Origin of the sequence: Streptococcus suis (assembly GCF_046032535.1) — a bacterium.
Classification (GTDB): Bacteria; Bacillota; Bacilli; order Lactobacillales; family Streptococcaceae; genus Streptococcus; species Streptococcus suis_AK.
Map to the genome: position 1 here is coordinate 38,640 of NZ_JARQPL010000009.1, position 23,967 is coordinate 62,606.

Here is a 23,967-nt window from a genome sequence, read left to right on the forward strand (position 1 = left end):
TGACTTGGAGTTGACTCCAAGGTGTATAATAGTTCATATCAATTAGAAAGGATATTTACTTGCAAAGTAAAAATGTGATAAATATGAAAGCAGCTATTTATGAAAAAGCCGGTAAGATGACCGTTGCAGAAATCGAAAAACCAAGCCTTCAAGCTAAGGATGATGTCATTATCAAGGTCGTTCGGGCTTGTGTATGTGGGTCAGACCTTTGGGGCTACGGTGAGGATATTCACCATGACCACGGTGACACAAACTCTGGTCATGAAGCCATTGGTATCGTTGAAGAGGTAGGCGAAGACATTACAACACTTGTTCCTGGTGACTTCGTTATTGTTCCATTTACACATGGTTGCGGACACTGTGATGCCTGTCGTGCTGGCTTTGACGGTACCTGTGACAACCACCCAGGCTACACCAACTGGGGCAACAACTACCAGTCTCAATACATTCGTTTCCACTACGGCAACTGGGCCTTGGTCAAAGTTCCTGGTCAGCCAAGTGACTACTCAGAAGGCATGATTAAATCCCTTTTGACATTAGCTGATGTTATGCCAACAGGCTACCACGCAGCCCGCGTAGCAGATGTCAAACCAGGCGACAAGGTCGTCGTCATCGGTGACGGAGCGGTTGGCCAATGTGCCGTCATTGCTGCAAAAATGCGCGGAGCTTCTCAGATTATCATGATGAGCCGTCACGCGGATCGTCAGCAAATGGCTTTGGAATCAGGGGCTACTGCTGTAGTGGCAGAACGGGGCGAGGAAGGCATTGCCAAAGTCCGTGAAATTCTTGGTGGTGGAGCGGATGCTGCCCTCGAATGTGTTGGAACAGAAGCCTCTATTGACCAAGCCCTCGGTGTTCTTCACAATGGTGGTCGTATCGGTTTTGTCGGTGTGCCTCATTACAATAACCACGCCCTTGGCTCAACCTTTGCTCAAAATATCATTATCGGTGGTGGCTCTGCTTCTGTCACAACCTATGATAAGGAAATTTTGCTCGATGCTGTTCTCAAAGGCGACATTAACCCAGGTCGTGTATTCACTCAAACTTACAGCCTGGACAATATCGACCAAGCCTACCAAGACATGGCCAACCGCAAAACTATTAAAGCAATGGTGACGGTGGATTAATACTCTTCGAAAATCAAACTCAGCCGTTGTTGACTTGATTTGATGAACTTCAGTTCTATCTGCACCTGCGTCGCCTAGCCTGATTTTGATTTTCATTGAGTATAATACAAAAGAGAGCCCCAGATAGTCTCTGAACTGTCTGGGGGTTTTCGTATAATTTATAGAAAGATAAAAACGGAACCATCCCACTCATTAGAACTACTAATGCTCAACGGGAGTAGAAAGGTCCAGTTTCAGCATTTGCAATAACAGAAGCAAGTGTTAAGCATGAATTTTTTTATCTGCAATTGCATCCGTGAGGGTCTGTGAGAAATTCAATCCTAGTTCACGTCCTAGAGTGTCTGCCCAGCGTGGGATAGTGAGTGTTTTCTTTACTGGCTCTTGACTGCCCAAATACTTTGCAACGTCCACCATCACCATGGAGATAAAAGACTTGCTAGAATCGTAAACCATCTCAAAATCCTCATTACGGAAGGGGTTATTATCTACTAATGACAAAGTGTTTATAGAAGACGGGGTAGGAATGTCTCTTCCATTTTCGATATAATCAGCTAAGTTCATGCCTAACCAATCGCTAGCCATTGCCATAGCGTCTGCCATATCTTCGCCCTGAGTTGCTGAATGCTCAAAATCAGGGAAAGTTACAAAGTAAGGGGCGTTAGCTCCGTCTGTATCATCATAATAAAATAAAGCTGGATAAGTGACAAGCATAGTTTACCTCCAAAAGAAAACAAGCGGTAGACTGTTGTTATAACAGCCCTGCTTGCTTTTTGATACCCCTTTCGGTGTATTTGTTAATTTCACCGTGGGGAATGGTTATAGGTCGCTCGCCTGCTTTTTCAAGTTTAACGTGCGACCCCTTACCACCTTTGGTCTTTGTCCAACCATGGGCGGTAAGTAGCTTAACCATTTCTTTTTGTGTCATAGGCATAGCGCTTTTACCTCCTGACAAGATCATTATACCATACGTATTACACGTGTTCAACCATAAAAATCAGAAAATGTCTGAAATTTGTGACTGATACTCAATGAAAATCAAAAAAGACCAGGATTTCTCCCAGTCTTAGCGACTATTGATAGCCTTCATGGTCCGTTTAATATCACGGTCTTGCTCACGGCGTTTGATGGACTCTCGCTTGTCGTAGTCATGCTTCCCTTTGGCAAGCCCAATCAAGACCTTGGCAAAGCCGTCCTTGATATAGACTTTGAGGGGCACCAGGGTCATCCCTGTTCCCTTGACCTCATTGCCCAGAGATTCAATCTGCTTCTTCCGCAAGAGAAGTTTACGTGTCCGCGTTGGCTCCTGGTTCCAGATATTGCCCTCATCATAGGGAGCGATATGGACATTGACCAACCAAGCCTCGCCCTGCTTGATTTGGGCAAAGCCATCCTTAAGGTTGATCCGCCCCGCACGAATAGACTTAATCTCCGTCCCCGTCAGGACCATCCCCGCCTCCACTGTATCGACAATGGTATAGTCGTGGCGGGCTTTTTTATTCTGCGCAATCACATTGCCCTCACCCTTGGCCATGCCTATCTCCTTTTCTTCTTGTTCTTTTTAGCCACTTCTTTGTAAAATGGTTTCTTTTTCTTGTCTTTTTTACCACTTTTTGACTTGTGGTCTTTCCCAGACTTGTGACGTCCGCTATCGCGACCAGCAGCTTCTTGTTTGTGGTGCTTGCCCCGTCCTCGCCCTGACCGATCATCACGGTCACGGTTGGAGTGACTAGCCGTTCTCCGCTTGGCTTTCAAAGCTTTTTCTACGATATCCAGCTCGGACGGCACGTGGGCAAAATCGATTTCCCCTGTCATCTTGTCCGCCCGCGTTAGTTTGATACGGATTGGCTGACCGACACGGAAGACCCGACCAGATTTCTCACCCTGCAAGGTCAGAGTCCGCTCGTGGAACTGGTAGTATTCGTTAAGGTTGGTGACATGGATCAGGCCTTCAACTGTATTTGGCAACTCGACAAAGAGCCCAAACTTGACCACGCTAGACACGACACCGTCAAACTCTTGCCCAACAAATTCTTGCATGAACTCTGCCTTCTTCATGGCTTCTACTTCCCGCTCTGCCTCAATGGCACGGCGTTCTAAACTGGACGAAGACTTGGCAAGCTCAGGAATGACCTGCTCAAAATGCTCTGCTTTTTCCGCAGGATTATGACCATATTCCCGCACCATACGGTGAACCAGCAGGTCAGGATAGCGGCGGATAGGACTGGTGAAGTGGGTGTAAAACTCCGCACCCAGTCCGTAGTGGCCGTGGTTGTGCTCCGAGTAGCGTGCCTGCTGCATGGAACGGAGCAACATCATGTTGAGGACATCAGCATAAGGTTCATCTTTGACCCGCTCCATGAGGTCCTGAAGGGCGTCCTGGCTGATAGAGTTGGCCGTACCATAGACCGTCAAACCAAAGCTGGTCGCATAGTCGATGAACTTCTGCAACTTGTCTGACTTAGGCTCCTCGTGGATCCGATAGATGAAAGGCAGGTCCAACTTGGCAAAATGCTCAGCAACGCACTCATTGGCAGCCAGCATGAAGGACTCAATCATCCGCTCGGCAATACCCCGCTGACGCAGTTGAATATCGACTGGTAGACCATCCTTGTTGACGATGATTTTTGCTTCAGCTGTATCAAAGTTGAGAGCTCCACGCTTGTACCGCATGGTTTCCAGGGTTTCATGGAGTTTGACCATGAGCTCAACACTTGGCACGATCGCCTTGTATTTAGCAAGCTTTTCCTGATTGCCCACAATCATATCATTGACATCGGAATAGGTCATACGGAAGGTGGTTTTGATGACCGTCTGACCAATCCAGTGCTTAACCACCTTGCCCTTGCGGTCAATTTCCATAATAGCCGACTGGGTCAGGCGATCCACATTTGGATTAAGGGAACAGATGCCGTTCGACAGGCGTTCTGGCAACATCGGCACCACACGGTCGGTCACATAGACAGAAGTCCCACGCTTGACAGCTTCCTGGTCCAAGGCAGAACCTTCGGTCACATAGTAACTGACATCAGCGATATGGACACCCAGCTCCAGATTACCGTTCTTGAGTTGCTTGATATGGACCGCATCATCCAAGTCCTTGGCATCTGCACCGTCAATAGTGAAGATGATTTCATCTCGCAGGTCCAAGCGTCCTTCAAAATCCTTCTCAGACGGGCTTTCTGGCACTCGATTGGCCTCCGCCAAGACTTCATCAGGAAATTCCGACACGATGTCCATGGATTCCAAAACTTCCAAGACATCGATGCCCACATCATCCTTGTGACCCACCACGTCCCGAATGGTCGCAATAAAGTGGTCCCGTTTCTTGTTTGGATAAGCCTCGATATCGACTTTGAGGATTTCCGTTCCGGTCAATACCAGAGGTGACTTCTTGATGTAAATATTCTGAGCGATTTTCTGGTTTTTAGACTTGATGTAGCCTGCATATTCTGGCTTGTCTTCGTCAAAAACAATCAAGCCCACCGCAGTTTTCAGGCTATGTTCCAAAATATCAATGACTTCCGCTTCCGCAGCCGTCCCCTTGAGCCTGTCTGCTACTTTCTTGATCGCCACTTCCACTCGGTCGCCCTCAATAGCGAAGTTGACATCGTCACGACTGACAAAGAGATCATCTTCCTCCTCGTCAATGGTCACAAAGCCAAAACCTGACTTGTGGGCACGGAAAATACCCTGCAAGGTCACCTTGTTTTTGGAGATTTTTGGAGCAGGAAGAGTAATCCGCCCAGCATTGTCAAAGACAAGTTGACGACTGCCTTCCATGCTAGAAACCAGCTTGACCAAGTCTGTGAAGCTCTTAGCAGAACTAGCTCCAAACTGATCTGCCAGCTGATCCATGGTCACAGGACCAACTTCTTTAATATAGTTAATAATTTCGTTTTTCATCTTACCTTTACTAAAAAAATAGACCAAGAACAAGTCCCAGTCTGATTTATCTACTTACTTGAAATGATAACAAGTGCCAGCGCATCCAGCATCCAAAGAAAAACAAGAATAGCTGTAATGCGTTGCATCACCGCTTCAAAACCACGGGCCTTTGTACGTTCAAATAAGGCTCCACTAGAAGAGTCAAAGACGTTGCTAGACTGGTTTTTAGCCGGTTGAATAAAAATCACTACAATCAAAATAACAGATAAAATCAACAGAATTGCCAATAATGCTTGATACATATTTTTTTCACTTTCTACAATAACTTATGTCATTATACCATAAAACCTACTTAGTTTCAAGGTGGAGGGTTACTTTTCTCTCTTTTGGGCAGTATTTAAGGACTTCAATCTTATCTGGATGAGTCTTGGCGTTTTTGCTAGTCAAGTAGTTCTTACTACCACATTCTGAACATTGTAAATTGATTTTAACTCTCACTAAACATCCCTTACTTTCAAATAGTTTCTAAAATTGGTCAAAGACCAGATAAGGTTAAAGAGGACAAGTCCGCTCGACAGATAGAAAACCCAGTCATAACCCATGTGAGCAGCCACCGCAGACCCCATCATGGGACCAACAACAGAACCTAGATTATTAAAGAGTTGATTGTAGGAAAATATCCTTGAAATCCCTTCTTTTGGAGTCAACTTGGTCAAAAGAGAATTGACCGAAGGCAACAATGCTCCTGTCCCAAAACCATACATGAATCGCAACAAACCGAGCTGGAAAGGATTTTCTGCAAAAACACAGAAAACATTAATCAACAGACTGTAAGTCAAAGCAATCAATAGAAGTCGATGGTTGCCAATACGATCACCAATTTTCCCTAAATAACCTGATGTCACTAGCGATGCCATACCAGGCAAGGAAATGATAAAACCAGCAACAAATAACAGATTATCTGTCTGTCCCAAATGCCGCACGTAGAGGGTCAATATAGGAACAACAGCCTGAGCAGCTGCAATAATAATCATAGAAGTCACAAAAAGCCCAACCAGCATCTGCCGATCTTTCACCTGCTCAAATACCTCTTTAACCGACATCTCTTCGCCTTTTTTGATTGGAACAAAATCCTCTCGAATATAGAAAACGGTCAGTAACACAACGATAGCATAAAGAAGTCCCACCAGCAAAAATACCGTATGTACGCCAAACATCTCTGCTAAGATACCACCCAGGGTCGGACCAATCAAATTACCCGCTACCGCACCTGTTGACAATGTCCCCAGAGCATACCCCGTCTTATCCTTTGGAACCTGACTGGCAATCAAGGCAGTCGCATTGGGAATGTACCCTGTAAATACCCCATTTAGGACACGTAAGGCAAGCAACCAAAAAACATTTGGCACAAAGGCCATACCACCCATAGTAAAAATCATCGCAAAAGCAGCCCTCACCATCATGGGCTTGCGACCGTAACGGTCCGCCAAACTCCCCCAAATAGGTGCCATCAAGGCTGCCGCAAGGGCATTAACAGACACCGCCAGCCCTGCATAGTATTCCACCTGACCTGCTCCCACTCCCAACTCCTCTACGAAGACCGAGATAAAGGGCATGACCAAGGTAAAACTCGTCCCTGTTAGGAAATTTCCTAACCAAGCCACCTTCAAATTCTGCTTCCAATAACTACTACCGTCGTCCATCCTTTAATTCCTCCAAAAGTTGCGCAACCTGTGCTAAGGTCGCCTCAACCGCTCCGCTATTGTCAATCACCACCTGGGCTTGCGACCGTTTTTCCTCTAAAGAAAGCTGAGCTGCCAGACGATTTTCTGCATCTTGAACAGCTAAACCATTGCGTTTCATAAGCCGTTCCAACTGCTGCGCTCTATCGACATAAACTAGCCAGACTTCATTTACTTCCCCGCTATAATCTGCCTCGTAAAGCAAAGGAATATCCATGAAAATTACATCCTCACTCTGCTTGAGAGCATCCCTTCTGTCTAGCAGCTCCCGCCTGATAATCTTGTCCTGCAAGACAGATAAACGAGCCCGCAGATTGCTATCCGCAAAGACAGCCTGTCCCAGCTTAGCCCTATCCAGACTGCCATCAGCTGACAGGATAGCTTCCCCAAACTCGGCAAGCAAAACCTGGTAGAGTTTACCGCCTTTAGCCTGCAACTCATGCACGACCGCATCCGCATCGATGACTGGATAACCCTGTTCTCGCAAAAAAGCTGTAACCGTTGATTTTCCAGAGGCGATACCGCCTGTTAAACCAATAATTTTAGCCATGTTTCACCTGACACTGAGGACAGAAATGTGTCCCACGACCGCCCAACTGGATTTTGACAATCTCCGTCTGGCAACGGGGACAGGCCTGCCCTGTCTTTCCATAAACTTGTAAATAATCCTGCATAGTCCCGTCCATGCCCAAGGCATTTTTGTAGGTCCGAATGGTTGAGCCTCCTTTTTCGATACCTAGTTGCAAGACTTCTATGGTGGCTTGACGGAGGTCCGCCACCTGCTCTGCCGATAGCTGATTACTTGCTTGAGCAGGATGAACTTGTGCTCTAAACAGAGCCTCATCTACATAGATATTTCCCAAACCAGCCACCAAAGACTGGGCCAAAAGATGTGACTTAATAGGCTTTTTCGACTTAGCTAATTTTCTCGAAAATTCTTCTAAGTCAAAATCTTCCTCCGTCGGCTCAGGACCGATTTTTCGACTGATAAAATAGGCATCCACATCTGCCTTTCCCAGCAGTTCCATTGTGCCAAACTTGCGGACATCCTGATAAACCAAGGTCGAGCCATCTGAAAAAGTAATAAAGGCATGGAAATGCTTATTGGCAGGCACCTGGTCAGGAAAGAAATTGTATTTACCTTCCATCCGCAAGTGGGAAATGAGGACATGGTCCGTCAGGTAAATCAAGAGATACTTGCCACGACGAGCCACATCTAAAATCTCCTGACCAATCAAGGCTTGACAGAAGTCATCCACTCCAGTCTTAACCATGGGAGCATAGGTCACCTTGACCTTTTCGATGACTTTTCCCTTGACCAACCGATTCAAACCACGACGAACCGTCTCAACCTCAGGCAATTCGGGCAATGTACGATACCAAGAGCGTAAAAAGCGACTGAAAATTAGGAGAGCGACGCTATGTGACTTGCACATAAGGAGCTCTATCTATTTTCCGAGCTTTTAGCTCGGGTTCAAGTACGCAAACACTCGTCCTTTCTAATGAAATTACAATGTCAAAGAAAAATAGGCACCTAACCGACGGTGCTTCGGCACCTAGGTCACGGTTGTCTTTTTTCAAAGAGTCGTAGGCGTGTTCAATTACATCACCTAATCGGCTTTCCTTTCTAAATAATGATAACAAGATAAAAGGAGAGCGACGCTGTGTGACTTGCACACAAGGAACTCTATCTATTTGGGAGAGGGAAAGAACTCGAACAATCCTAGAAGAGTTCGTCTTCCCTCCCCCACACAGTTGATTAGGTCAGATTTGGAGTGTGGAACACGAACAAATCTGCCAATCAACCACTGTGCTGAGATGTTGACACTAGCCTTAAATAGTGCAACAAACTACCTTTTCAAGTACGCAAACACTCGTCCTTTCTAACAAAATTACAAAGCAAATAGAAACCTGACCGACGCTGCTTCGACACCTAGGTCACGGTTATCTTTTTTCAAAGAGTCGTAGGCGAGTTCAATTCTAACGCCTAATTGACTTTCCTTTCTTAACTAAATTTGTGTTAGACATACTTTTATTCACTATTCAAATCCCGAATATAGTGAACTGTTCGGCTAACTTCACGGAAGCCATGCTTGATATGAAACTTCTGACTAAGTAGGTTATCTAATTCCGCATCAGACCCCAGTTGGCTTATCCCTTGACTTTTAGCCCAATGCTCAGCAAAATTCAACAGTTCTTTCGCAATCCCTTGACTACGGTAATTCGGGCTAATAAAAATCCCTTCTAAATAGGCAACTGGACCCACCTGACATCCTTCTACATAGTCGTGGCGAAGCGACAAACTAATCCACGCTATCGGCTCCTCACTTTGAGAGTAATACAAAAACTCAAAAGGAAACTCATTATTTGAAAATTTTTCTATCAAAACTTGCTCATTTGTCTGCCAAACCTGACTTGCAAAAGAAGCCCAGATAGAAAGAGTCTGTTCATTAACTGCTCTAATCGTCATAATATCTCACCGTAACGACGGAAAACACCACAAAAGTGGTGCTTCACGCTTGAAATTAATTCATTTCTATTCTGTCGAGACAAGTCACACCAGGCTACCTCGCTCTCCAATTTCTTGGCTCGGGTTAAAAACGTTCTCCGGACGTTTTTAATACTCTTTCTCATTATAACCAAAATCGGCGAGGTCGAGTTTTTTGTCACGCCAGTTTTTCTTGACCTTGACCCAGGTTTCTAGGAAGACCTTATCTCCTAGCATGAGTTCGATATCACGACGGGCCATGGAGCCTATTTTCTTGAGCATGGCTCCTTGCTTGCCGATGATAATGCCTTTCTGACTATCACGCTCCACCATAATCGTCGCACGAATGTGAACCTTGTCCGTAAATTCATCGCGTTTCATAGATTCAATGACAACGGCAACAGAGTGCGGAATTTCCTCACGAGTCAGGTATAGAACCTTCTCCCGAATCATCTCAGATACCAAGAAACGTTCTGGGTGGTCAGTGATTTGGTCCGCTGGAAAATATTGGAAACCTTCGTCTAGGTTTTCCTTGAGAATTTCCATGAGGCGGTTTACATTGTTGCCTTGGGTAGCAGAAATAGGCACAATTTCCTTGAAGTCCATCTGTTGACGGAAATCATCAATCTGCTCCAAAAGCTGGTCTGGATGGACCTTGTCAATCTTATTGACAACGAGGATAACGGGAACCTTGGCCTGCTTGAGCCGTTCCATAATCATGTCATCACCCTTGCCCCGTTTCTCATCCGCTGGCACCACAAAGAGCACCGTATCCACTTCACGCAGGGTGCTATAAGCAGACTCCACCATGAAATCTCCCAAGGCCGTCTTAGGCTTGTGGATTCCTGGTGTGTCGATGAAAACGATCTGTTCTTCTTCTGTCGTATAAATGCCCATAATCTTGTTACGGGTGGTTTGAGCCTTATCGCTCATGATCGCAATTTTTTGCCCCATTACATAGTTGAGAAAGGTTGATTTCCCAACGTTTGGACGACCTAAAATCGCCACAAAACCTGACTTAAATGTCATGTATTCTCCTTATATTCTAAAAAATAAAGTCCCAAATTTTCGGCACAAAGATAATCAATCCTGTCAACAAGGCAAAGCCTGACACAAACAAGACTGCCCCTGCTGCCATATCTTTTGCATTCTTTGCCAACATGGAAAAATGATAGTCTGACGCCAAATCCACCACATTCTCAATAGCCGAGTTCACAATTTCAAAAGCGATAACTAGACTAATACTGAGCAAGAGGAAGAGCCATTCTGTAACAGATACTTGGAAAATAAGTCCCGCAAGCACTACAAGAATAGCTGAAGCAAGGTGCTTCTTCATATTGCGTTCTTCCTTGAAAGCCGTCAACAAACCCGTCACTGCAAATTCTAGACTAGCAATCAATTCTCGGTTTTTCCAGCGATTTTTTGAATTATTCTCTTGTAAGTCCATAGGCCGTCAAAATTTCTTCTTGTAAACCAAACATTTCTGTTTCTTCTTCTGGCGTATAATGATCATAGCCATTGATATGCAGAAAACCGTGTACAGCTAAAAAGCCCATTTCACGCTCGTAGCTATGACCATAATCTTCAGCTTGCTCACGCGCCTTATCGATAGAAATATACAATTCACCAATATAGGCATCGAAATCTTCCATCATTTCAGCCAATTCAGGATTGTCCAGTAAGTCTTCCTCATCAAAAACAATCTCCGACTCTGGCTTATATTCTAGGCTGACAACGTCTGTCGGACGGTCAATTCCTCGGTACTCCAAGTTAACCTCATGGACACGCTTATTGTCCACAAAAGTCACAGCCATTTCCTTATTCTGCTTGCCAATTTTTTCGGCAGCAAACTGGAGCAATTCCGTAATCTGCTCCTGCATTTGAGAAGAAACCTGCCCTGTTTCATCAATCATTTCAATATACATAATCTTACATTCCTTTTACGTTTCCATTATATCATAAAACCTATCAATGAGGGGGTTTTTAGTGGTATAATATCCTCAGAAGCTATCAGAGGAGTGGAAAATGTTACAAACACCGAAACACATCACTGCCATCATTGAGTCTCATCTGGATCAGATGACTAGACTTGAAAAGCAGATTGCCAGTTATTTTACTCAGTTAGACCCATCTAGCGCCGATCTTAGCCAAGAAAACACTATACAACAACTCCATATTTCTCCATCTGCTCTTACCCGTTTTGCCAAAAAATGTGGATTTTCCGGTTATCGAGAATTTGTCTTTGCCTTTCAGAATAACCAAGAATACTTGGATAAACATTTTGAAAAATTACAGCGAAGCCTGACAAAAAAAGTCTTGGTAGACTATGAGGAAATCCTAACTGCTACCAATAAACTCGTTGATGAAGAAAAATTGGAAGAAATTGCCAGACTGATTGACAGTAGTAAGCGTGTCTATTTTTATGGAATCGGCAGTTCTGGTTTGGTTGCAATGGAAATCAAATCCCGCTTTATGCGACTGGGTGTAGTCTGTGATGCAATTACTGATAAAAACAATCTTATTTGGACAACCAATATCCTAGATCAGACCTGCTTGGTTATCGGTCTTTCTTTGTCTGGTCAGACAGAAGAGGTCATGGAGCATCTCCAGCTGGCTGCTCAAAAGGGGATTCCTACCGCCCTGTTAACAACTAAGAGTTTTCCCCATCCAACTTTTGACCAAATCATCCCAGTCGCCTCCGTCCGCCACCTCAATTACGGCAATCGTATCTCACCCCAAATTCCCCTACTCATCATGCTAGATATTATCTACGCCTATTTTTTGGCTATTGACAAGGAGAAAAAAGAGAATATTTTCAAGCAAACTATTAGAGAATAATTCATCCGTCTTTCTATTTCACAACAATCTTAATAAAACAAAAAGCATTCAAAAATACCCGATAGGTACAGTTTGAATGCTTTTAATTCGCTTAAATATAACCCTATTCTTCAAGACCAAGAATTTGATTGATTTCTTGGCTATACAGAATAGCCTTACCTCCGAAAATAGCCTGTATCCCTCCTTTTACATCCAAAACAGCCGTTGCACCTATAGACTGAATAACTCCCTTATCCACAAGACCACTATTTCTAAGCGATACTCTTAATCGAGTCGCACAGGCAGTCACATTCTCAATATTATCTGCTCCACCAAGAGCATCGATGATAGCAATTGCATTATCACGAAGACTAGAACCGTTTGATAAAACTTTTTCAGAATGTGATGCTTGATCACTGCTTTCCATACCAGGAACTAGCACGTGAAATTTGGTTACTAAAAATTTGAAAACAAGATAATAAACTGCTGCCCAAAGCAAGCCAACAGGAATAACGTAAATCCAATTGGTTTTGTCATTTCCTTGAAAAACACCAAAAATCAAGTAATCAATAAGCCCACCAGAAAATGAGTTCCCAATACGAATTTGCAGGAGATCCGCAACTAAGAATGATAGTCCATCTAAAAATGCATGAACAACATATAGCCATGGAGCAACAAACAAGAAAGAAAACTCGATTGGTTCAGTAATTCCTGTCAATAGGGAAGTTAATGCACTACTTGAATAAAAACTGCCAACCTTCTTACGATTTTCCTTAGGAATTGCGTGATACATGGCCAAACAAGATGCTGGTAGACCAAAAATCATCGTTGCAAATCGACCAGCAAAAAATCGAGTTCCATAAGTAAATAAGCCTGTATGGTTCGCATCTGCTAATTGAGCAAAGAAAATATTTTGCGCACCTTGGATTGTCTCACCTGCTACCACTTCACTTCCACCTAATGAAGTATACCAAAACATTGGATAGATGGTATGGTGCAAGCCAAAGGCACCTGTCAAACGTAAACCAAAACCATATAAGAAGGTTCCAAAACTTCCCATCTCTGCTATTGCCTTACCAAAATCAACTAACAAATTCTGAATTGGTGGCCAAATTATATAAAAAACGGATCCAATCGCAATTGCTGCAAATGATGAAATAATTGGAATAAAGCGAGAACCTCCGAAGAAACCAAGAAAGGCTGGTAATTCAATTTTTCGGTATTTATTGTGTAAAGTTGCAACAGTGATACCAATCGCCAAAGCTCCTAGAACACCAGTATCAATACTTGCTCCTTCCCCTGCAAAAAGAGTTAGAAAGCCACTAATTGTAGCGGTATAAATAAGGTATGCAACACCTGCGGATAGTCCGGCTGTACCCTTATCTGCATCCGCTAATCCGACAGCAACACCAATTGCAAAAATCAACGCTAAATTCGCAAATACCGCACTACCTGCCGTACTCATGATAGTGAATACAGCTTGCAACCACGCTTGATCCAATACAGGAAATTGTGCTACAGCATTACTATTTGATAAGGCGCCTCCAATTCCCAGTAAGAGACCAGCAACAGGCAAAATTGAGATTGGCAGCATAAAGGCCTGCCCTAGCTGAGAAAACTTCTTAAAATTCATACTCCATTCCTTTCTATAACCTATTTATTATTTATGTAAAGCACTAATAAACCGCTCTGCGATTTCCTTTGGACGCGTGATTGCACCACCTACAACGATTCCTGCCACACCTAAATCATGAATAATTTTTACTTGGTCAGGATAGTGTATTTTCCCTTCCGCTATCACATCAATACCTGCTCGGCACAAGCGGTTAACGAATTCAATATCTGGACCATCCTCTTGGCGGCTGTAAGATGTATACCCCGAAAGGGTTGTCCCAACAAAATCGATGCCTGCTTCATAAGCAGTTAATCCTTCCTCAATGGTTGAAATATCTGCCATAAAAAGTTGTTCGGGGTATTTTTCCTTGATTTGCTTAATGAAATCAACAACATCGAGTCCATCATAACGCTCACGCTTCGTGCATTATTAGTAGTATGTCACTATCATCACAAGTTCATTTGTGGTTCACGGATATAGGTCATTTATGTTAGTTTCTTTTAGACAAATGTAGTCGTTTATCTAAGACTAACATAGATAGCTTTTCTATCTAGCTTAATGTTACAAATTGGGATTACAAAAAACTTGTCCCAATTAAATAATCATAGACATAGTCATTGACCTTTACATGCATGGCGTCATGTCCATAATCTGGTAAGATTTTCATTTGCTTCTCTACCTGCAAACGATTGTAAACCGCAAATTGAGTAGAGGGTGGACAAACACTGTCTTCCAAACCAGTCACCATGGCAACAGGACATTTTATCATGCTAGCAAAATTTTTAATGTCGATATAGGATAGTGTATCCAACATTTTTGACTCAGTCTCATGAAATGGGTCTGAATATTTGAAATAACGGAAGAGTTCATCGTAGGCCTCACTATTGTTGCCCAATTCCAATACCCGCTTAAAATCGGATAGGAAGGGATAAATAGAGACAGTCTTAGACAAATTTGGATAGAGGGCTGCTGCAATCAAGGCTAGGGCTCCTCCCTGAGAAGCTCCGTAACTCATCAAGCGATTGGCATCAACCTCTTCAAATCCTGACACAAGACGAATTAACTGGTAAACATCCAGGTAAATATCCTTATAAAAAAGATGATTTGGACCTTGGACCATCCCTCTAATCACCTGACCCTTGACGGTTATTCCCTCAAAGCAACCCAAATCTTGAGAGCGACCTGCCTGCCCTCTGACATCCATTGCTACAACGCCAATTCCGACGGCTGTGTATTTCAGTAATTCTGACCAGTCTGGACCTTGACCTTGGTAACCATGGAAATAAAAGAGGACTGGTATTTTTTCTTCTTTTTTTGGAAAAATGACTTTAGAAAAAATCTTTGAGCCTCCTTGACCGATAAAGGTCAACTCGGAACAAGCAACCCCTTCTAGGCCGACCTCTTTCTCCACTAATTCAAAATCTGGTAAGTCTGGCAAACTGGCAAGATGACCTTGCCAAAACTGTTCAAAATCTGTTGGGACTTCCTGTCTGCCAAGATAAGACTCCATTTCCTGCAGAGACATTGTATCAATCATAGTTCCTCCTAACCCAGACCTTGCTTCTGCTGGAAATGATAAAAAGCACCTAACATTCCCGCTGCATTCTCATGCTCTGCGAAGGCAAGTCTGGTCTTGTCTGCTAGGCTAGAAACCAAGTTTTCTTTAAGGGCTGCCTGGATTTTCTCAAAGAGATAATCCTTTTGCGCCATAATACCACCACCAAGAATAACCACTTCTGGATTGGCTACATAGCAGATGTTGGCAATGCCTTGGCCGAGATAGTTGACCATGCGATCAATAGCCGCAATACAGTGGGCATCTCCAGCCTTGGCTTCTTGGAAAATCTTATAGCCGTTCCAGTCTGCTGGATCCTGACCATGCAGGCGAGCCACTTCTTGGACAAGAGCCGTCGTTGAAGCCAGGTCTTGGAAAGCACCATCAGAAAGATGGAGATAGCCCACCTCACAAGCCGAATTACTAAAGCCGTGGAAGATTTGACCGTCCACCAGCAAGCAGCCTCCAATGCCCGTTCCAATGGTCAAGCAAACGGAAATCCGACTACCTTGACCAGCGCCTGAAATCCCTTCTGCCAACCCTGCACAGTTAACATCATTTTCAATCTCACAAGGAAGTCCGAAACTTGTTTCAATTTCAGACTTGAATTGGGTTCCAGCATAATTTGGAATCTGCGGTCCCGAATAGAAAATCTCTCCCTTATCAGGATCGACCATCCCTGCTGAGGAAATGGCTACACCTGAAAGTGGGGATTGGGCATGAAAGTCTGCTACAAGTTTTTTGACTGTCGCAAGGATATGGGGACCGCCCTTGTGGGCTTCCGTATCCATCTTGTAACTTTCTAGAATCTGACCTGCTGCATCTAGGCGGCCATATTTAATCTGGGTTCCGCCGATATCAATAGCAAGATAGGTTTTCATAGCCACCTCCTAGGCACCAAATCTTTCCTTGGCATCGCGAATTAACTGGGCTGCTTCTTGAGCGATGGAAAGGTCCGCTTCTGTTAAGGCCGTTAGAGGTTCCCGAACAGAGCCAATGTCCAAGCCATCATTGATACGGATAACTTCCTTGATGACAGCATACATATGACCATGACCAGACACCAATTTACCAATGATGGTATTGATGGTTGCCTGTAATTGACGGGCTGTTTCCAAGTCCTTGTCAGCGATCAACTGATTAAGTCGTAGAAAGAGTTCTGGCATAGCACCATAGGTACCACCAATTCCTCCCTTCGCCCCCATGAGGCGACCGCCGAGAAATTGCTCATCTGGACCATTGAAGACCACATAATCTTCACCGCCTAGACTAACAAAGGTATCAATATCCTGAACTGGCATAGAAGAATTCTTCACCCCTACCACTCGTGGATTTTTCAACATTTCCTTGTACAGACTAGGCGTCAAAGCCACACCTGCCAGTTGCGGAATGTTGTAGATGATGAAATCTGTATTTGGTGCAGCTGCACTAATGCCGTTCCAATAAGCTGCGATGCTGTACTCAGGCAAACGGAAATAAATCGGTGGAATAGCTGCAATAGCATCGACACCCAATTCCTCTGAATGGCGTGCCAGTTCCACACTGTCTTTCAAATTGTTGCAGGCCACATGGTTAATGATGGTCAATTTGCCCTTGGCAACCTCCATAACCGCTTCAAGAATTTGCTTGCGGTCTGCCACACTCTGGTAAATGCATTCACCAGACGAACCATTGACATAAAGCCCTTGAACACCCTTGTCAATGAAATACTGAACCAGAGCTTTTACACGCTCTGAACTAATATCCCCAGCCTCATCATAACAGGCATAAAAGGCTGGGATAATACCATGATATTTCGATAAATCTTTCATTCTAATTCCTTTTTAACGATTGTAATCGTGACCCAAATTCTCTAATAAATAGAAAGGATAGGCCAGCATAGGCAAAAAACAGGAAACTCACCAGACCAATCAAGAGAGTGAGGTCTGAATAGAAGAGGATCGCAACCAAGAGGAGCAAGACCAGGCTGACCATAAAAGTCAGAGACAACATAGTCCCAAGGTAGAAAATCCCTTGCAAAAACAAGTCTTTCAAGCGGAGCTGAAAACGACTGGCTAGTGGGTAGACATAGACCCAGAGCAACTGGCTAAAGAGCAAGATAGCAATGCAGCTTGCACGGAAACCATCAAAAACTAGTCCAGCCTGCCCCCAGATTAGATAGAGGTCCAAAAGGCAAAAGGTTGTTAGCCCAATTTCTACCAGTGACAAGACTAGACCCTGTTTCCACTGGCGACGAAAATGCCCCCAGTAGGTCGACCAGACCTTGATTTTCCCCTCTTCATGCATGTCCCATAAACTAGCCTGAAGGGCAAGTTTGGCAATTCCCAGGGTAAAAAGAGGAAGACTTGCCAAAACAGTTAAGCCATTTAAGAGCATTAAATCGAAGATCTTCTCTACCAGTTGCCAAGCTGGATGATGGACATCAAACAGGGACTGAACCAGTGTTCTACCACCTTTTCCTTTCATCCTCATCTTCCCCCTTTCTATTTTATAAAGGACTTAATCATCAATTAAGACTTTAAATACACACTTGTGGACAGTCTTGGCACCACCTGCCCATTGGTTTGGCTGATGAACTTCCCCGGGTAGAAAAATAGCAAAGTAATTCCCATCTAGTAGACAATCCACCCATTTTTCACTGGGAACAAAACCGATATCACCTGCCTGGTCAAATCCAGTATCCTCTCCAACCAGACGGCAACCATAGGAAATTTGTTCCTGACCACTGATGACAAAATGAATATCCGCATAAGAACGGTGGTATTCAAATTCCTCCTTAAACTCCTCAGAGAGGGTATTTTCTTGGAGGAAATAATAGACATTCTGACCTGCAACTTCATACTTGCCTAGCTCTTGCTCTCGAAAATCTCCCTTTTCCAGAACAGCCAAGGCAAGATCCAAGTTAGGATGCAGGTCCTTATAGTGCCTAACATGTTCAATATGATCGTAAATCATGCAACTTTCTCCATGAAAAACTAGATAACTTATCCCTTAACTGCTCCCATTGTAATACCCTGTGTAAAGGATTTTTGGAAGACAAGGAAGACGGTAACGATTGGGACAGCAGCCATAGCGGCACCTGCCATGATGACACCATAGTTGGTTGCCATCTCAGCCTGCATGGTCGCAACACCCAGCGAAATGGTCAAATTCTGACGTGAAGTCAGCATAACCAATTGCATGAAGTAGTCGTTCCATGAGTTGATGAAGGTAAAAATAGCCAAGGCAGCAAAGCCAGGTTTGACAATTGGAAAGGCAACATTCCAGAAGGTTGATAGCTCGCCACAACCGTCAATCTTAGCAGATTCCAAGAGCTCCGTTGGGATATTTTCTGAGAATTGTTTCATCAAGAAAACACCGAATGGCCAACCAACAAGTGGCAGAATAACCGCAGCTAGCGTATCGTGAATGCCCATGAAGTTGATAATCCGAACGAGAGGCACAAGAACAACCTGTTTCGGAAGGGCCATAGCCGCAATGAAGATAGAGAACAAAATCCGCTGACCATAAAAGCGTTTCTTAGCCAAAACATAGCCTGCTAGTGAGGACGTTGAACACACCAAAATCATGGTTGCCAAGGAAATGAAGACGGAGTTCCATAACCATTGCAAGGCAGGGTTTTGAACCGTCAACTTGGTAAAGTTTTCCAGTGTTGGCTGGGTTGGCCACCACTGTGGTGGAATGACAATGGTATGCGGTTGTGACTTAAAGGCCCCTGTCATAATCCAATAGAAAGGAAAGATGAAAAGGATAGTCAACAAAAGCAAAATAATAGTTGAAATAACACCAAACGGCGTAATGGTTTTCTTTTTCATGGTCTCCTCCTTTCTAGTATTCCACATCATTACCCAAAATCTTGAATTGGGCAAAGGAAATCAAGGCAATCATGACTGCCAAGAAAACACCCATGGTATTTGCATAGCCATACTCAGACAACTTAAAGGCCTTTTCGTACAAGTAGTACATGAGGGTCGAAGTCGAATAGTTTGGTCCACCTGAAGTCAAGAGCTGAATAAGGGCAAAACATTGGAAAGAGTTAATGGTTGTAATAACTGCAATATATAGAGTTGTTGGCAAGAGGCTTGGCCATTTGATTTGCCAGAAAACCTGATGTTCGTTGGCACCATCCACACGCGCTGCTTCTACCAAGGAATTATCAATATTCCCCAAAGCTGCAATGTAAAGAATGATGGGCTGACCAACTGAAGTTGTCAAAAGGATAATGATAATGGCTAACAAGGCCCATTGCTTATCCCCCAACCAGCTGATGTTTTGCTCGATAATTCCACCAGATTTCAGAACAAAGTTCAAAATACCTGATAGCGGATCATAAATCCATTTCCAAACAACCGTAACAGCAACCGAACCCGTTACAACAGGTAGGAAGAAGACCGCACGGTAGAAAGAACGAGCGATGACATTCTTTTCATAGGTCTGTGAAGCCACAAAGACTGAAAAGAAGACAACGACTGGCACTGACCCAACCACGATAATCAACGTGTTAATCAAAGATTTGATAAAAATCGGATCATTAAACATCCGTACATAGTTATCCAGCCCAACAAAGCTAAAATCTGTCATAGTGTAGTTGAAGAAACTGGTGACAAATCCCATAATCATTGGAGCTAGTACAAAAATAGTGAAGAAAATGAGAATAGGAGCTAAGAATGTATAGGATACAATGGTCTCCCGCATTCTAATCTTATTTATCTGCACCGAGAACACCTCAATTCTATTCGGAATCATTCTCAATGAAAATCAAAATACCTACTGAAAAATAGTTGTTGATTTTCATAAAGCATGAAAGGAATGGCTCCCTTTCTTTATCTTTGTAGGAAACTGACAGAGAAAAGGAGCCTCATTCAATTCATTTATTTAATCGTTGCGTTTGCTTGCTCAGTGAATTCTTTCAAAGCTGGTTCTGCTTCTTTTTCGCCATTTGATACAGCTTGAAGCATTGGGAACCAAAGAGTTCTCATTTCAGCAAAACCGTCAATGGTGTTGTAGTATGGAGAGTAGTATTGAGTCCACTTATCAATCATAGCCATACGTTCATCATCATAAAGGGCACCAAATGATGTACGAACTGGGAATGCTCCTGTACGAACAACGTTCTTAGGCCCCCATTCTTTATCATCTGCGATGAACTGGATGAATTTCTTAGCTGCTGCTACGCGTGCTTCGTCGCCATTATTGAAGACTGCAAAACCGTTTACAAGGTACTCAAGAGCTGCTTTACCATCTTCAGATGGGAATGGTACTTCAAGTACTTCTACTTTAGAAGCTTCTAGCAACTGTCCTTGGATACCGTTTTGAGCAGGACCCCAAAGGATAGTATAAGATGTTTGACCGTTTGCAAAGTTTTGGATGTCATCGCCACCTGCATATTGTGAACCATTCATCATGTAACCGTCTTTAATCCAGCCAGCTGCCTTATCCAAGGCTTTGATCATTTGCTCTGAATCAGTTGTATATTTGGTTACACCTTCATCGGTGATGCTTCCGCTATAGAGGTTTGCCAAGAAGGCACGAGTACCTTGGTCGCCACCTTGACCGTTAGAGAAGAGGGAACCTGGGTTGTAGCCCTTGTCTTTCAAGGCTTTGATCACTTTTTCAAAGTCGTCAGTAGTCCAGCCGTCTTTGACAAGTTCAAGCACACCTGCGTCTTTCAACATCGCTTTGTTAAAGGCCATGTAGAATGGTGCAGAGCTGAGTGGGTACATATAAGCAGTATCACCAGCCTTAGATGCTTGGATAATGTTGTCATTGTTGACATCTTTGACAAACTCATCTGTAAAGAGGTCGTTCAAGTCAGCCAATTTACCATTTTTTCCGTAGGTAATGATACGACCTGGCGCATCAAAGAGAACGTCTGGAGCAGTACCTGCTTCGATAGCAGTTGTGATTTTTTCTGGCCCAGATGTAAAGTCGATGGTTTCGAGTTTGACAGTGATGTCTGGGTTTGCTTCCTCAAAAGCAGCAATAATTTTTTGCTCATAAGTACCAACACCATCTTCTGTATTTTCTTGAGTGAAGACTGGGAAGGCCCACCAAGTGATTTCTGTCTTGCCAGAAGCACTAGAATCAGCTGTCTTCTCAGCAGTTGTATTACTGCTACCACCACTACATGCTGCAAGTGACAAAACTGCCACACCAGCTAACAACGAATGTATGATTTTCTTCATCATTCTTCTCCTTTTTTTATTATTTTGCTTACCCCAATGGGTGCTTAGACTACTTATTTATTGTTTCAACACTCGGATAAACCGCTCTGCTATTTCTTTTGGTCGGGTAATAGCCCCGCCAACAACGATACCTGCAACACCTAGATCATGGATGGTTTTGACTTGATCCGGATAATGAATTTTTCCTTCAGCGATGACATCAATACCTGCTCGACAGAGTCGATCAACCAATTCAATATCTGGACCATCTTCCTGTCGGCTATATGAAGTGTAGCCAGAAAGGGTTGTCCCAACGAAATCAATTCCAGCCTCATAGGCCGTTATCCCCTCTTCATAGGTTGAAATGTCTGCCATAAAGAGTTGGTTTGGATATTTTTCCTTTATTTGTTTGATGAAGTCTACGATTGTGAGCCCATCATACCGTTCTCGATTGGTACAATCCAAGGCAATCACTTCAATATCTAAGGCTGCCAGTTCATCAACTTCCCTCATTGTCGCAGTTATAAAAGGTTCCTGTGGAGGATAATCTCTTTTGATAATTCCAATAATTGGTAAATCGGTTACTTCCTTGATTTCTTTTATATCTCGAACACTATTTGCTCGAATTCCAACTGCTCCTGCCTCTTCTGCTGCTTTAACCAGTAAGGGCATTATGCCCCCTTCCTCCCGATAGAGAGGTTCACCTGGTAAAGCCTGGCAAGAAATGATCAAGCCATCTTTTATTTGTTCCTTTAGGACTGCCTTGCTAATGGTAGCCATTCCATTCTCCTTTCTATTATCGGATCCGAGATAGCGCTTACAATGTCATTATATAATATATTTATTTTTTTTCAATAGTTTTTTATACATAAAATCTACTTTCTTACTTTTTACAAAAACCAACAATTTTGAAACTAGTTTCTAAAATATTTCCTATTCTTAAAACTAGTTTTATACTCAATGAAAATCAAAAGCAGCCTAGGAAACGAAGCCGACGATAGAACTCAAGTTCATCTAGGCAAGTTGACAACGGATAATTTTGATTTTCGAAGAGTATTACCATACAAAAAAATCAGCCAGAGCATCACTCTAACTGATCTAGTTTCATATGGTAAGAAGTTTTGAACTGTGAATATCGGCTCTAAAGTGCATAGGGTTGCAATTCGGGATTGATTGGTGTGTTAATCAAATTGTTTGCATAGTTACAAAGGGTTGCAAGACTAACTCCCAGTACAACATCCAATGCATTTTCTGCTGTATAGCCTGCTTGGAAAAATTCTTCTAGCAACTGGTCGCCTACTTTACCTTTTTCTTGGATGACTGCCAGAGTAAATCGAGCTAATGTATCCAATTTCGCATCAGCCTCGATTGGTGTTCCCTGACGAAGGGCCTGTAAAATTTCGTCTGGCATTTTAATCTGCTTGATTGAAATAGCCGTATGCCCAGCTACACAGAAACCGCACCCATTAGCAACTGCTGCTGTAATCTGTACCACTTCGCGTTCAGTTGCTGTTAAACTGTTGCGACGGTTTATGTCTCCAACAGTTTGATAAGTTTCCAAGGCTGATGGAGAGTTGGCTAAAAGTCCAATCAAGTTTGGAATATAGCCGCCATTATTTTTCTTGACAGTCGCAAGGTTTTCTCGTAATTCTGGACTAACAGTCTCTAGAATATGGATAGGAAAGAAAACTTGTGTCATAGGTAACTCCATTTTAAAAAATTTCATAGAGTAGGAATAAAAATCTGCTTGGATTCAAACCTATACTTCTATGCTTACATTTTATACTATCATAAAGACAGGTATCCTGCTAATATATTTTGCCTATCACACCTATAAAAAATTGATAATCCCTTGCAGAAACCACTAGAAAGACTGGATAACTTCGACCAGTTCGTCCCAATCTGTCACCACTTTATCTGCCTGATACGGAGCTACTGGCTCTACTCTCTTTCTATGATTAAACCAAATTACCTTCCAATTCGCAGCTTTCGCTCCTACCACATCATTTTCAAACGAATCCCCTAGATAACAAATATCTTCGCCTGACATCCCCAAACGTTCTTCCATTAGTTGAAAAATAGCAGGATTTGGCTTTGTAATACCAACTTGTCCAGAAATAAGGACATGTTCTAGCTCAAACCAATTAACTAACCCCATCGTGCGTATCTTTCTCAACTGATGTCTATAAGGTCCATTCGTAATAATCCCCATTGCAATTCCTTGCGCCTGACACCACGAAAATATTTCTGGAAACACTGGACTGAGCTCTATCTGCCCTTGAAAATAATCATAATCTATTTGAATAGCTAAGGCTGTTGCATCAGACACCCGATACCCAAAATCTGCCAAAGCATGTTTCATCCGATAAATATGACTGTCTTTCAGACTCATCTTTCCAGTTGCTGTCGCTTCAAATACTTCATCCGCATATCTGCGAAAGGAAAGGTAGAGTGGTTCAATTTGCTCCCTTGCTACTTCAATATGTCTTTCCAAAGCACGTTCAAACGGTTGAATCTGGTCATAAAGCGTATCATCTACATCAAAAATTAAGGCTTTCATGAGTCAATTATAGC

27 protein-coding genes and 1 pseudogene are annotated in these 23,967 nt (G+C 43.2%); 2 read left to right on the forward strand and 26 right to left on the reverse strand.

From position 1 onward, the window contains the following. Nucleotides 1-83 precede the first annotated feature (83 nt). On the forward strand, nucleotides 84-1,127 hold the full coding sequence (locus P7J58_RS04460; RefSeq protein ID WP_408554138.1) for a zinc-binding dehydrogenase: 1,044 nt from the start codon (nucleotides 84-86) through the stop codon (nucleotides 1,125-1,127). Nucleotides 1,128-1,388: 261 nt separating this feature from the next. Here P7J58_RS04460 and P7J58_RS04465 read toward each other — a convergent pair whose 3' ends face one another. From P7J58_RS04465 to ybeY, 13 genes are all read right to left on the reverse strand, one after another. After that, nucleotides 1,389-1,838 (reverse strand): type II toxin-antitoxin system HicB family antitoxin, encoded by a 450-nt coding sequence (locus P7J58_RS04465; RefSeq protein WP_024404710.1) that lies wholly within the window; start codon nucleotides 1,836-1,838, stop codon nucleotides 1,389-1,391. 37 nt (nucleotides 1,839-1,875) lie between these two features. Further along, a complete protein-coding gene (locus tag P7J58_RS04470) occupies nucleotides 1,876-2,058 on the reverse strand; it encodes a type II toxin-antitoxin system HicA family toxin (RefSeq protein WP_014637653.1) in 183 nt (60 codons plus the stop codon). A gap of 132 nt (nucleotides 2,059-2,190) precedes the next feature. Beyond that, nucleotides 2,191-2,658, reverse strand: coding sequence for an SsrA-binding protein SmpB (smpB, locus tag P7J58_RS04475; protein ID WP_002935771.1), 468 nt, complete (start codon nucleotides 2,656-2,658; stop codon nucleotides 2,191-2,193). Nucleotides 2,659-2,660: 2 nt separating this feature from the next. Beyond that, nucleotides 2,661-5,030 (reverse strand): ribonuclease R, encoded by a 2,370-nt coding sequence (gene rnr / locus P7J58_RS04480; RefSeq protein WP_408555766.1) that lies wholly within the window; start codon nucleotides 5,028-5,030, stop codon nucleotides 2,661-2,663. Between the two features lie 50 nt (nucleotides 5,031-5,080). Continuing rightward, nucleotides 5,081-5,314 carry a preprotein translocase subunit SecG gene (secG, locus tag P7J58_RS04485; protein ID WP_002935768.1) on the reverse strand — a complete coding sequence of 78 codons (234 nt, stop codon included), beginning with the start codon at nucleotides 5,312-5,314 and terminating at the stop codon, nucleotides 5,081-5,083. A 46-nt stretch (nucleotides 5,315-5,360) separates the two neighbouring features. Continuing rightward, nucleotides 5,361-5,510, reverse strand: a complete 150-nt coding sequence (gene rpmG / locus P7J58_RS04490) for a 50S ribosomal protein L33 (protein WP_012775228.1) — start codon at nucleotides 5,508-5,510, stop codon at nucleotides 5,361-5,363. After that, nucleotides 5,510-6,715 (reverse strand): multidrug efflux MFS transporter, encoded by a 1,206-nt coding sequence (locus P7J58_RS04495; protein WP_408555767.1) that lies wholly within the window; start codon nucleotides 6,713-6,715, stop codon nucleotides 5,510-5,512. Before P7J58_RS04495 ends, rpmG begins: the two co-directional genes overlap by 1 nt. Continuing rightward, nucleotides 6,702-7,304 carry a dephospho-CoA kinase gene (coaE, locus tag P7J58_RS04500; protein WP_408555768.1) on the reverse strand — a complete coding sequence of 201 codons (603 nt, stop codon included), beginning with the start codon at nucleotides 7,302-7,304 and terminating at the stop codon, nucleotides 6,702-6,704. Before coaE ends, P7J58_RS04495 begins: the two co-directional genes overlap by 14 nt. Further along, the gene (gene mutM, locus P7J58_RS04505; protein ID WP_408555786.1) at nucleotides 7,297-8,124 is read right to left on the reverse strand and encodes a DNA-formamidopyrimidine glycosylase; all 828 of its coding nucleotides are present in this window, start codon (nucleotides 8,122-8,124) and stop codon (nucleotides 7,297-7,299) included. Before mutM ends, coaE begins: the two co-directional genes overlap by 8 nt. A 662-nt stretch (nucleotides 8,125-8,786) precedes the next feature. Next, nucleotides 8,787-9,224, reverse strand: coding sequence for a GNAT family N-acetyltransferase (locus P7J58_RS04510; protein WP_408555769.1), 438 nt, complete (start codon nucleotides 9,222-9,224; stop codon nucleotides 8,787-8,789). Nucleotides 9,225-9,371: 147 nt separating this feature from the next. Further along, complete coding sequence (era, locus tag P7J58_RS04515) at nucleotides 9,372-10,271, reverse strand: GTPase Era (RefSeq protein ID WP_408555770.1); 900 nt, start codon at nucleotides 10,269-10,271, stop codon at nucleotides 9,372-9,374. 16 nt (nucleotides 10,272-10,287) lie between these two features. After that, on the reverse strand, nucleotides 10,288-10,689 hold the full coding sequence (locus P7J58_RS04520; RefSeq protein ID WP_002935751.1) for a diacylglycerol kinase family protein: 402 nt from the start codon (nucleotides 10,687-10,689) through the stop codon (nucleotides 10,288-10,290). Beyond that, nucleotides 10,670-11,167: an rRNA maturation RNase YbeY gene (ybeY, locus tag P7J58_RS04525; RefSeq protein ID WP_408552791.1), complete on the reverse strand. Its 498-nt coding sequence runs from the start codon at nucleotides 11,165-11,167 to the stop codon at nucleotides 10,670-10,672. Before ybeY ends, P7J58_RS04520 begins: the two co-directional genes overlap by 20 nt. A gap of 100 nt (nucleotides 11,168-11,267) precedes the next feature. Here ybeY and P7J58_RS04530 point away from each other — a divergent pair, with 100 nt between their 5' ends. Further along, a complete protein-coding gene (locus P7J58_RS04530) occupies nucleotides 11,268-12,080 on the forward strand; it encodes a MurR/RpiR family transcriptional regulator (protein ID WP_408555771.1) in 813 nt (270 codons plus the stop codon). A 103-nt stretch (nucleotides 12,081-12,183) separates the two neighbouring features. Here P7J58_RS04530 and P7J58_RS04535 read toward each other — a convergent pair whose 3' ends face one another. The 13 genes and pseudogenes from P7J58_RS04535 to P7J58_RS04595 all read right to left on the reverse strand — a co-directional run bounded on the left by P7J58_RS04535 (nucleotide 12,184) and on the right by P7J58_RS04595 (nucleotide 23,953). Beyond that, a complete protein-coding gene (locus P7J58_RS04535) occupies nucleotides 12,184-13,692 on the reverse strand; it encodes a PTS transporter subunit EIIC (protein WP_408555772.1) in 1,509 nt (502 codons plus the stop codon). A 27-nt stretch (nucleotides 13,693-13,719) separates the two neighbouring features. Continuing rightward, a pseudogene (locus P7J58_RS04540) lies at nucleotides 13,720-14,100 on the reverse strand (N-acetylmannosamine-6-phosphate 2-epimerase); the annotation flags it as partial. A 148-nt stretch (nucleotides 14,101-14,248) separates the two neighbouring features. After that, a complete protein-coding gene (locus P7J58_RS04545; RefSeq protein WP_408555773.1) occupies nucleotides 14,249-15,211 on the reverse strand; it encodes an acetylxylan esterase in 963 nt (320 codons plus the stop codon). 8 nt (nucleotides 15,212-15,219) lie between these two features. After that, entirely contained in the window at nucleotides 15,220-16,110 is an 891-nt protein-coding gene (locus P7J58_RS04550; RefSeq protein ID WP_408555774.1) for an ROK family protein, read from the reverse strand. A 9-nt stretch (nucleotides 16,111-16,119) separates the two neighbouring features. After that, the gene (locus P7J58_RS04555) at nucleotides 16,120-17,040 is read right to left on the reverse strand and encodes a dihydrodipicolinate synthase family protein (protein ID WP_408555775.1); all 921 of its coding nucleotides are present in this window, start codon (nucleotides 17,038-17,040) and stop codon (nucleotides 16,120-16,122) included. A 1-nt stretch (nucleotide 17,041) separates the two neighbouring features. Then, nucleotides 17,042-17,695 (reverse strand): DUF624 domain-containing protein, encoded by a 654-nt coding sequence (locus P7J58_RS04560; RefSeq protein ID WP_408555776.1) that lies wholly within the window; start codon nucleotides 17,693-17,695, stop codon nucleotides 17,042-17,044. 33 nt (nucleotides 17,696-17,728) lie between these two features. Continuing rightward, nucleotides 17,729-18,184 carry a YhcH/YjgK/YiaL family protein gene (locus P7J58_RS04565; RefSeq protein WP_408555777.1) on the reverse strand — a complete coding sequence of 152 codons (456 nt, stop codon included), beginning with the start codon at nucleotides 18,182-18,184 and terminating at the stop codon, nucleotides 17,729-17,731. A 29-nt stretch (nucleotides 18,185-18,213) separates the two neighbouring features. Further along, nucleotides 18,214-19,044 (reverse strand): carbohydrate ABC transporter permease, encoded by an 831-nt coding sequence (locus P7J58_RS04570; RefSeq protein WP_024376836.1) that lies wholly within the window; start codon nucleotides 19,042-19,044, stop codon nucleotides 18,214-18,216. A gap of 13 nt (nucleotides 19,045-19,057) precedes the next feature. Next, entirely contained in the window at nucleotides 19,058-19,945 is an 888-nt protein-coding gene (locus P7J58_RS04575) for a carbohydrate ABC transporter permease (RefSeq protein ID WP_408555778.1), read from the reverse strand. Nucleotides 19,946-20,100: 155 nt separating this feature from the next. Next, nucleotides 20,101-21,414, reverse strand: a complete 1,314-nt coding sequence (locus P7J58_RS04580) for an ABC transporter substrate-binding protein (protein ID WP_408555779.1) — start codon at nucleotides 21,412-21,414, stop codon at nucleotides 20,101-20,103. A 57-nt stretch (nucleotides 21,415-21,471) separates the two neighbouring features. Then, nucleotides 21,472-22,173 (reverse strand): N-acetylmannosamine-6-phosphate 2-epimerase, encoded by a 702-nt coding sequence (locus tag P7J58_RS04585; RefSeq protein WP_398582579.1) that lies wholly within the window; start codon nucleotides 22,171-22,173, stop codon nucleotides 21,472-21,474. Between the two features lie 361 nt (nucleotides 22,174-22,534). Continuing rightward, nucleotides 22,535-23,092, reverse strand: a complete 558-nt coding sequence (locus P7J58_RS04590) for a carboxymuconolactone decarboxylase family protein (protein ID WP_408555780.1) — start codon at nucleotides 23,090-23,092, stop codon at nucleotides 22,535-22,537. Between the two features lie 165 nt (nucleotides 23,093-23,257). Then, nucleotides 23,258-23,953 (reverse strand): HAD family hydrolase, encoded by a 696-nt coding sequence (locus tag P7J58_RS04595; protein WP_408555781.1) that lies wholly within the window; start codon nucleotides 23,951-23,953, stop codon nucleotides 23,258-23,260. Nucleotides 23,954-23,967: the final 14 nt, after the last annotated feature.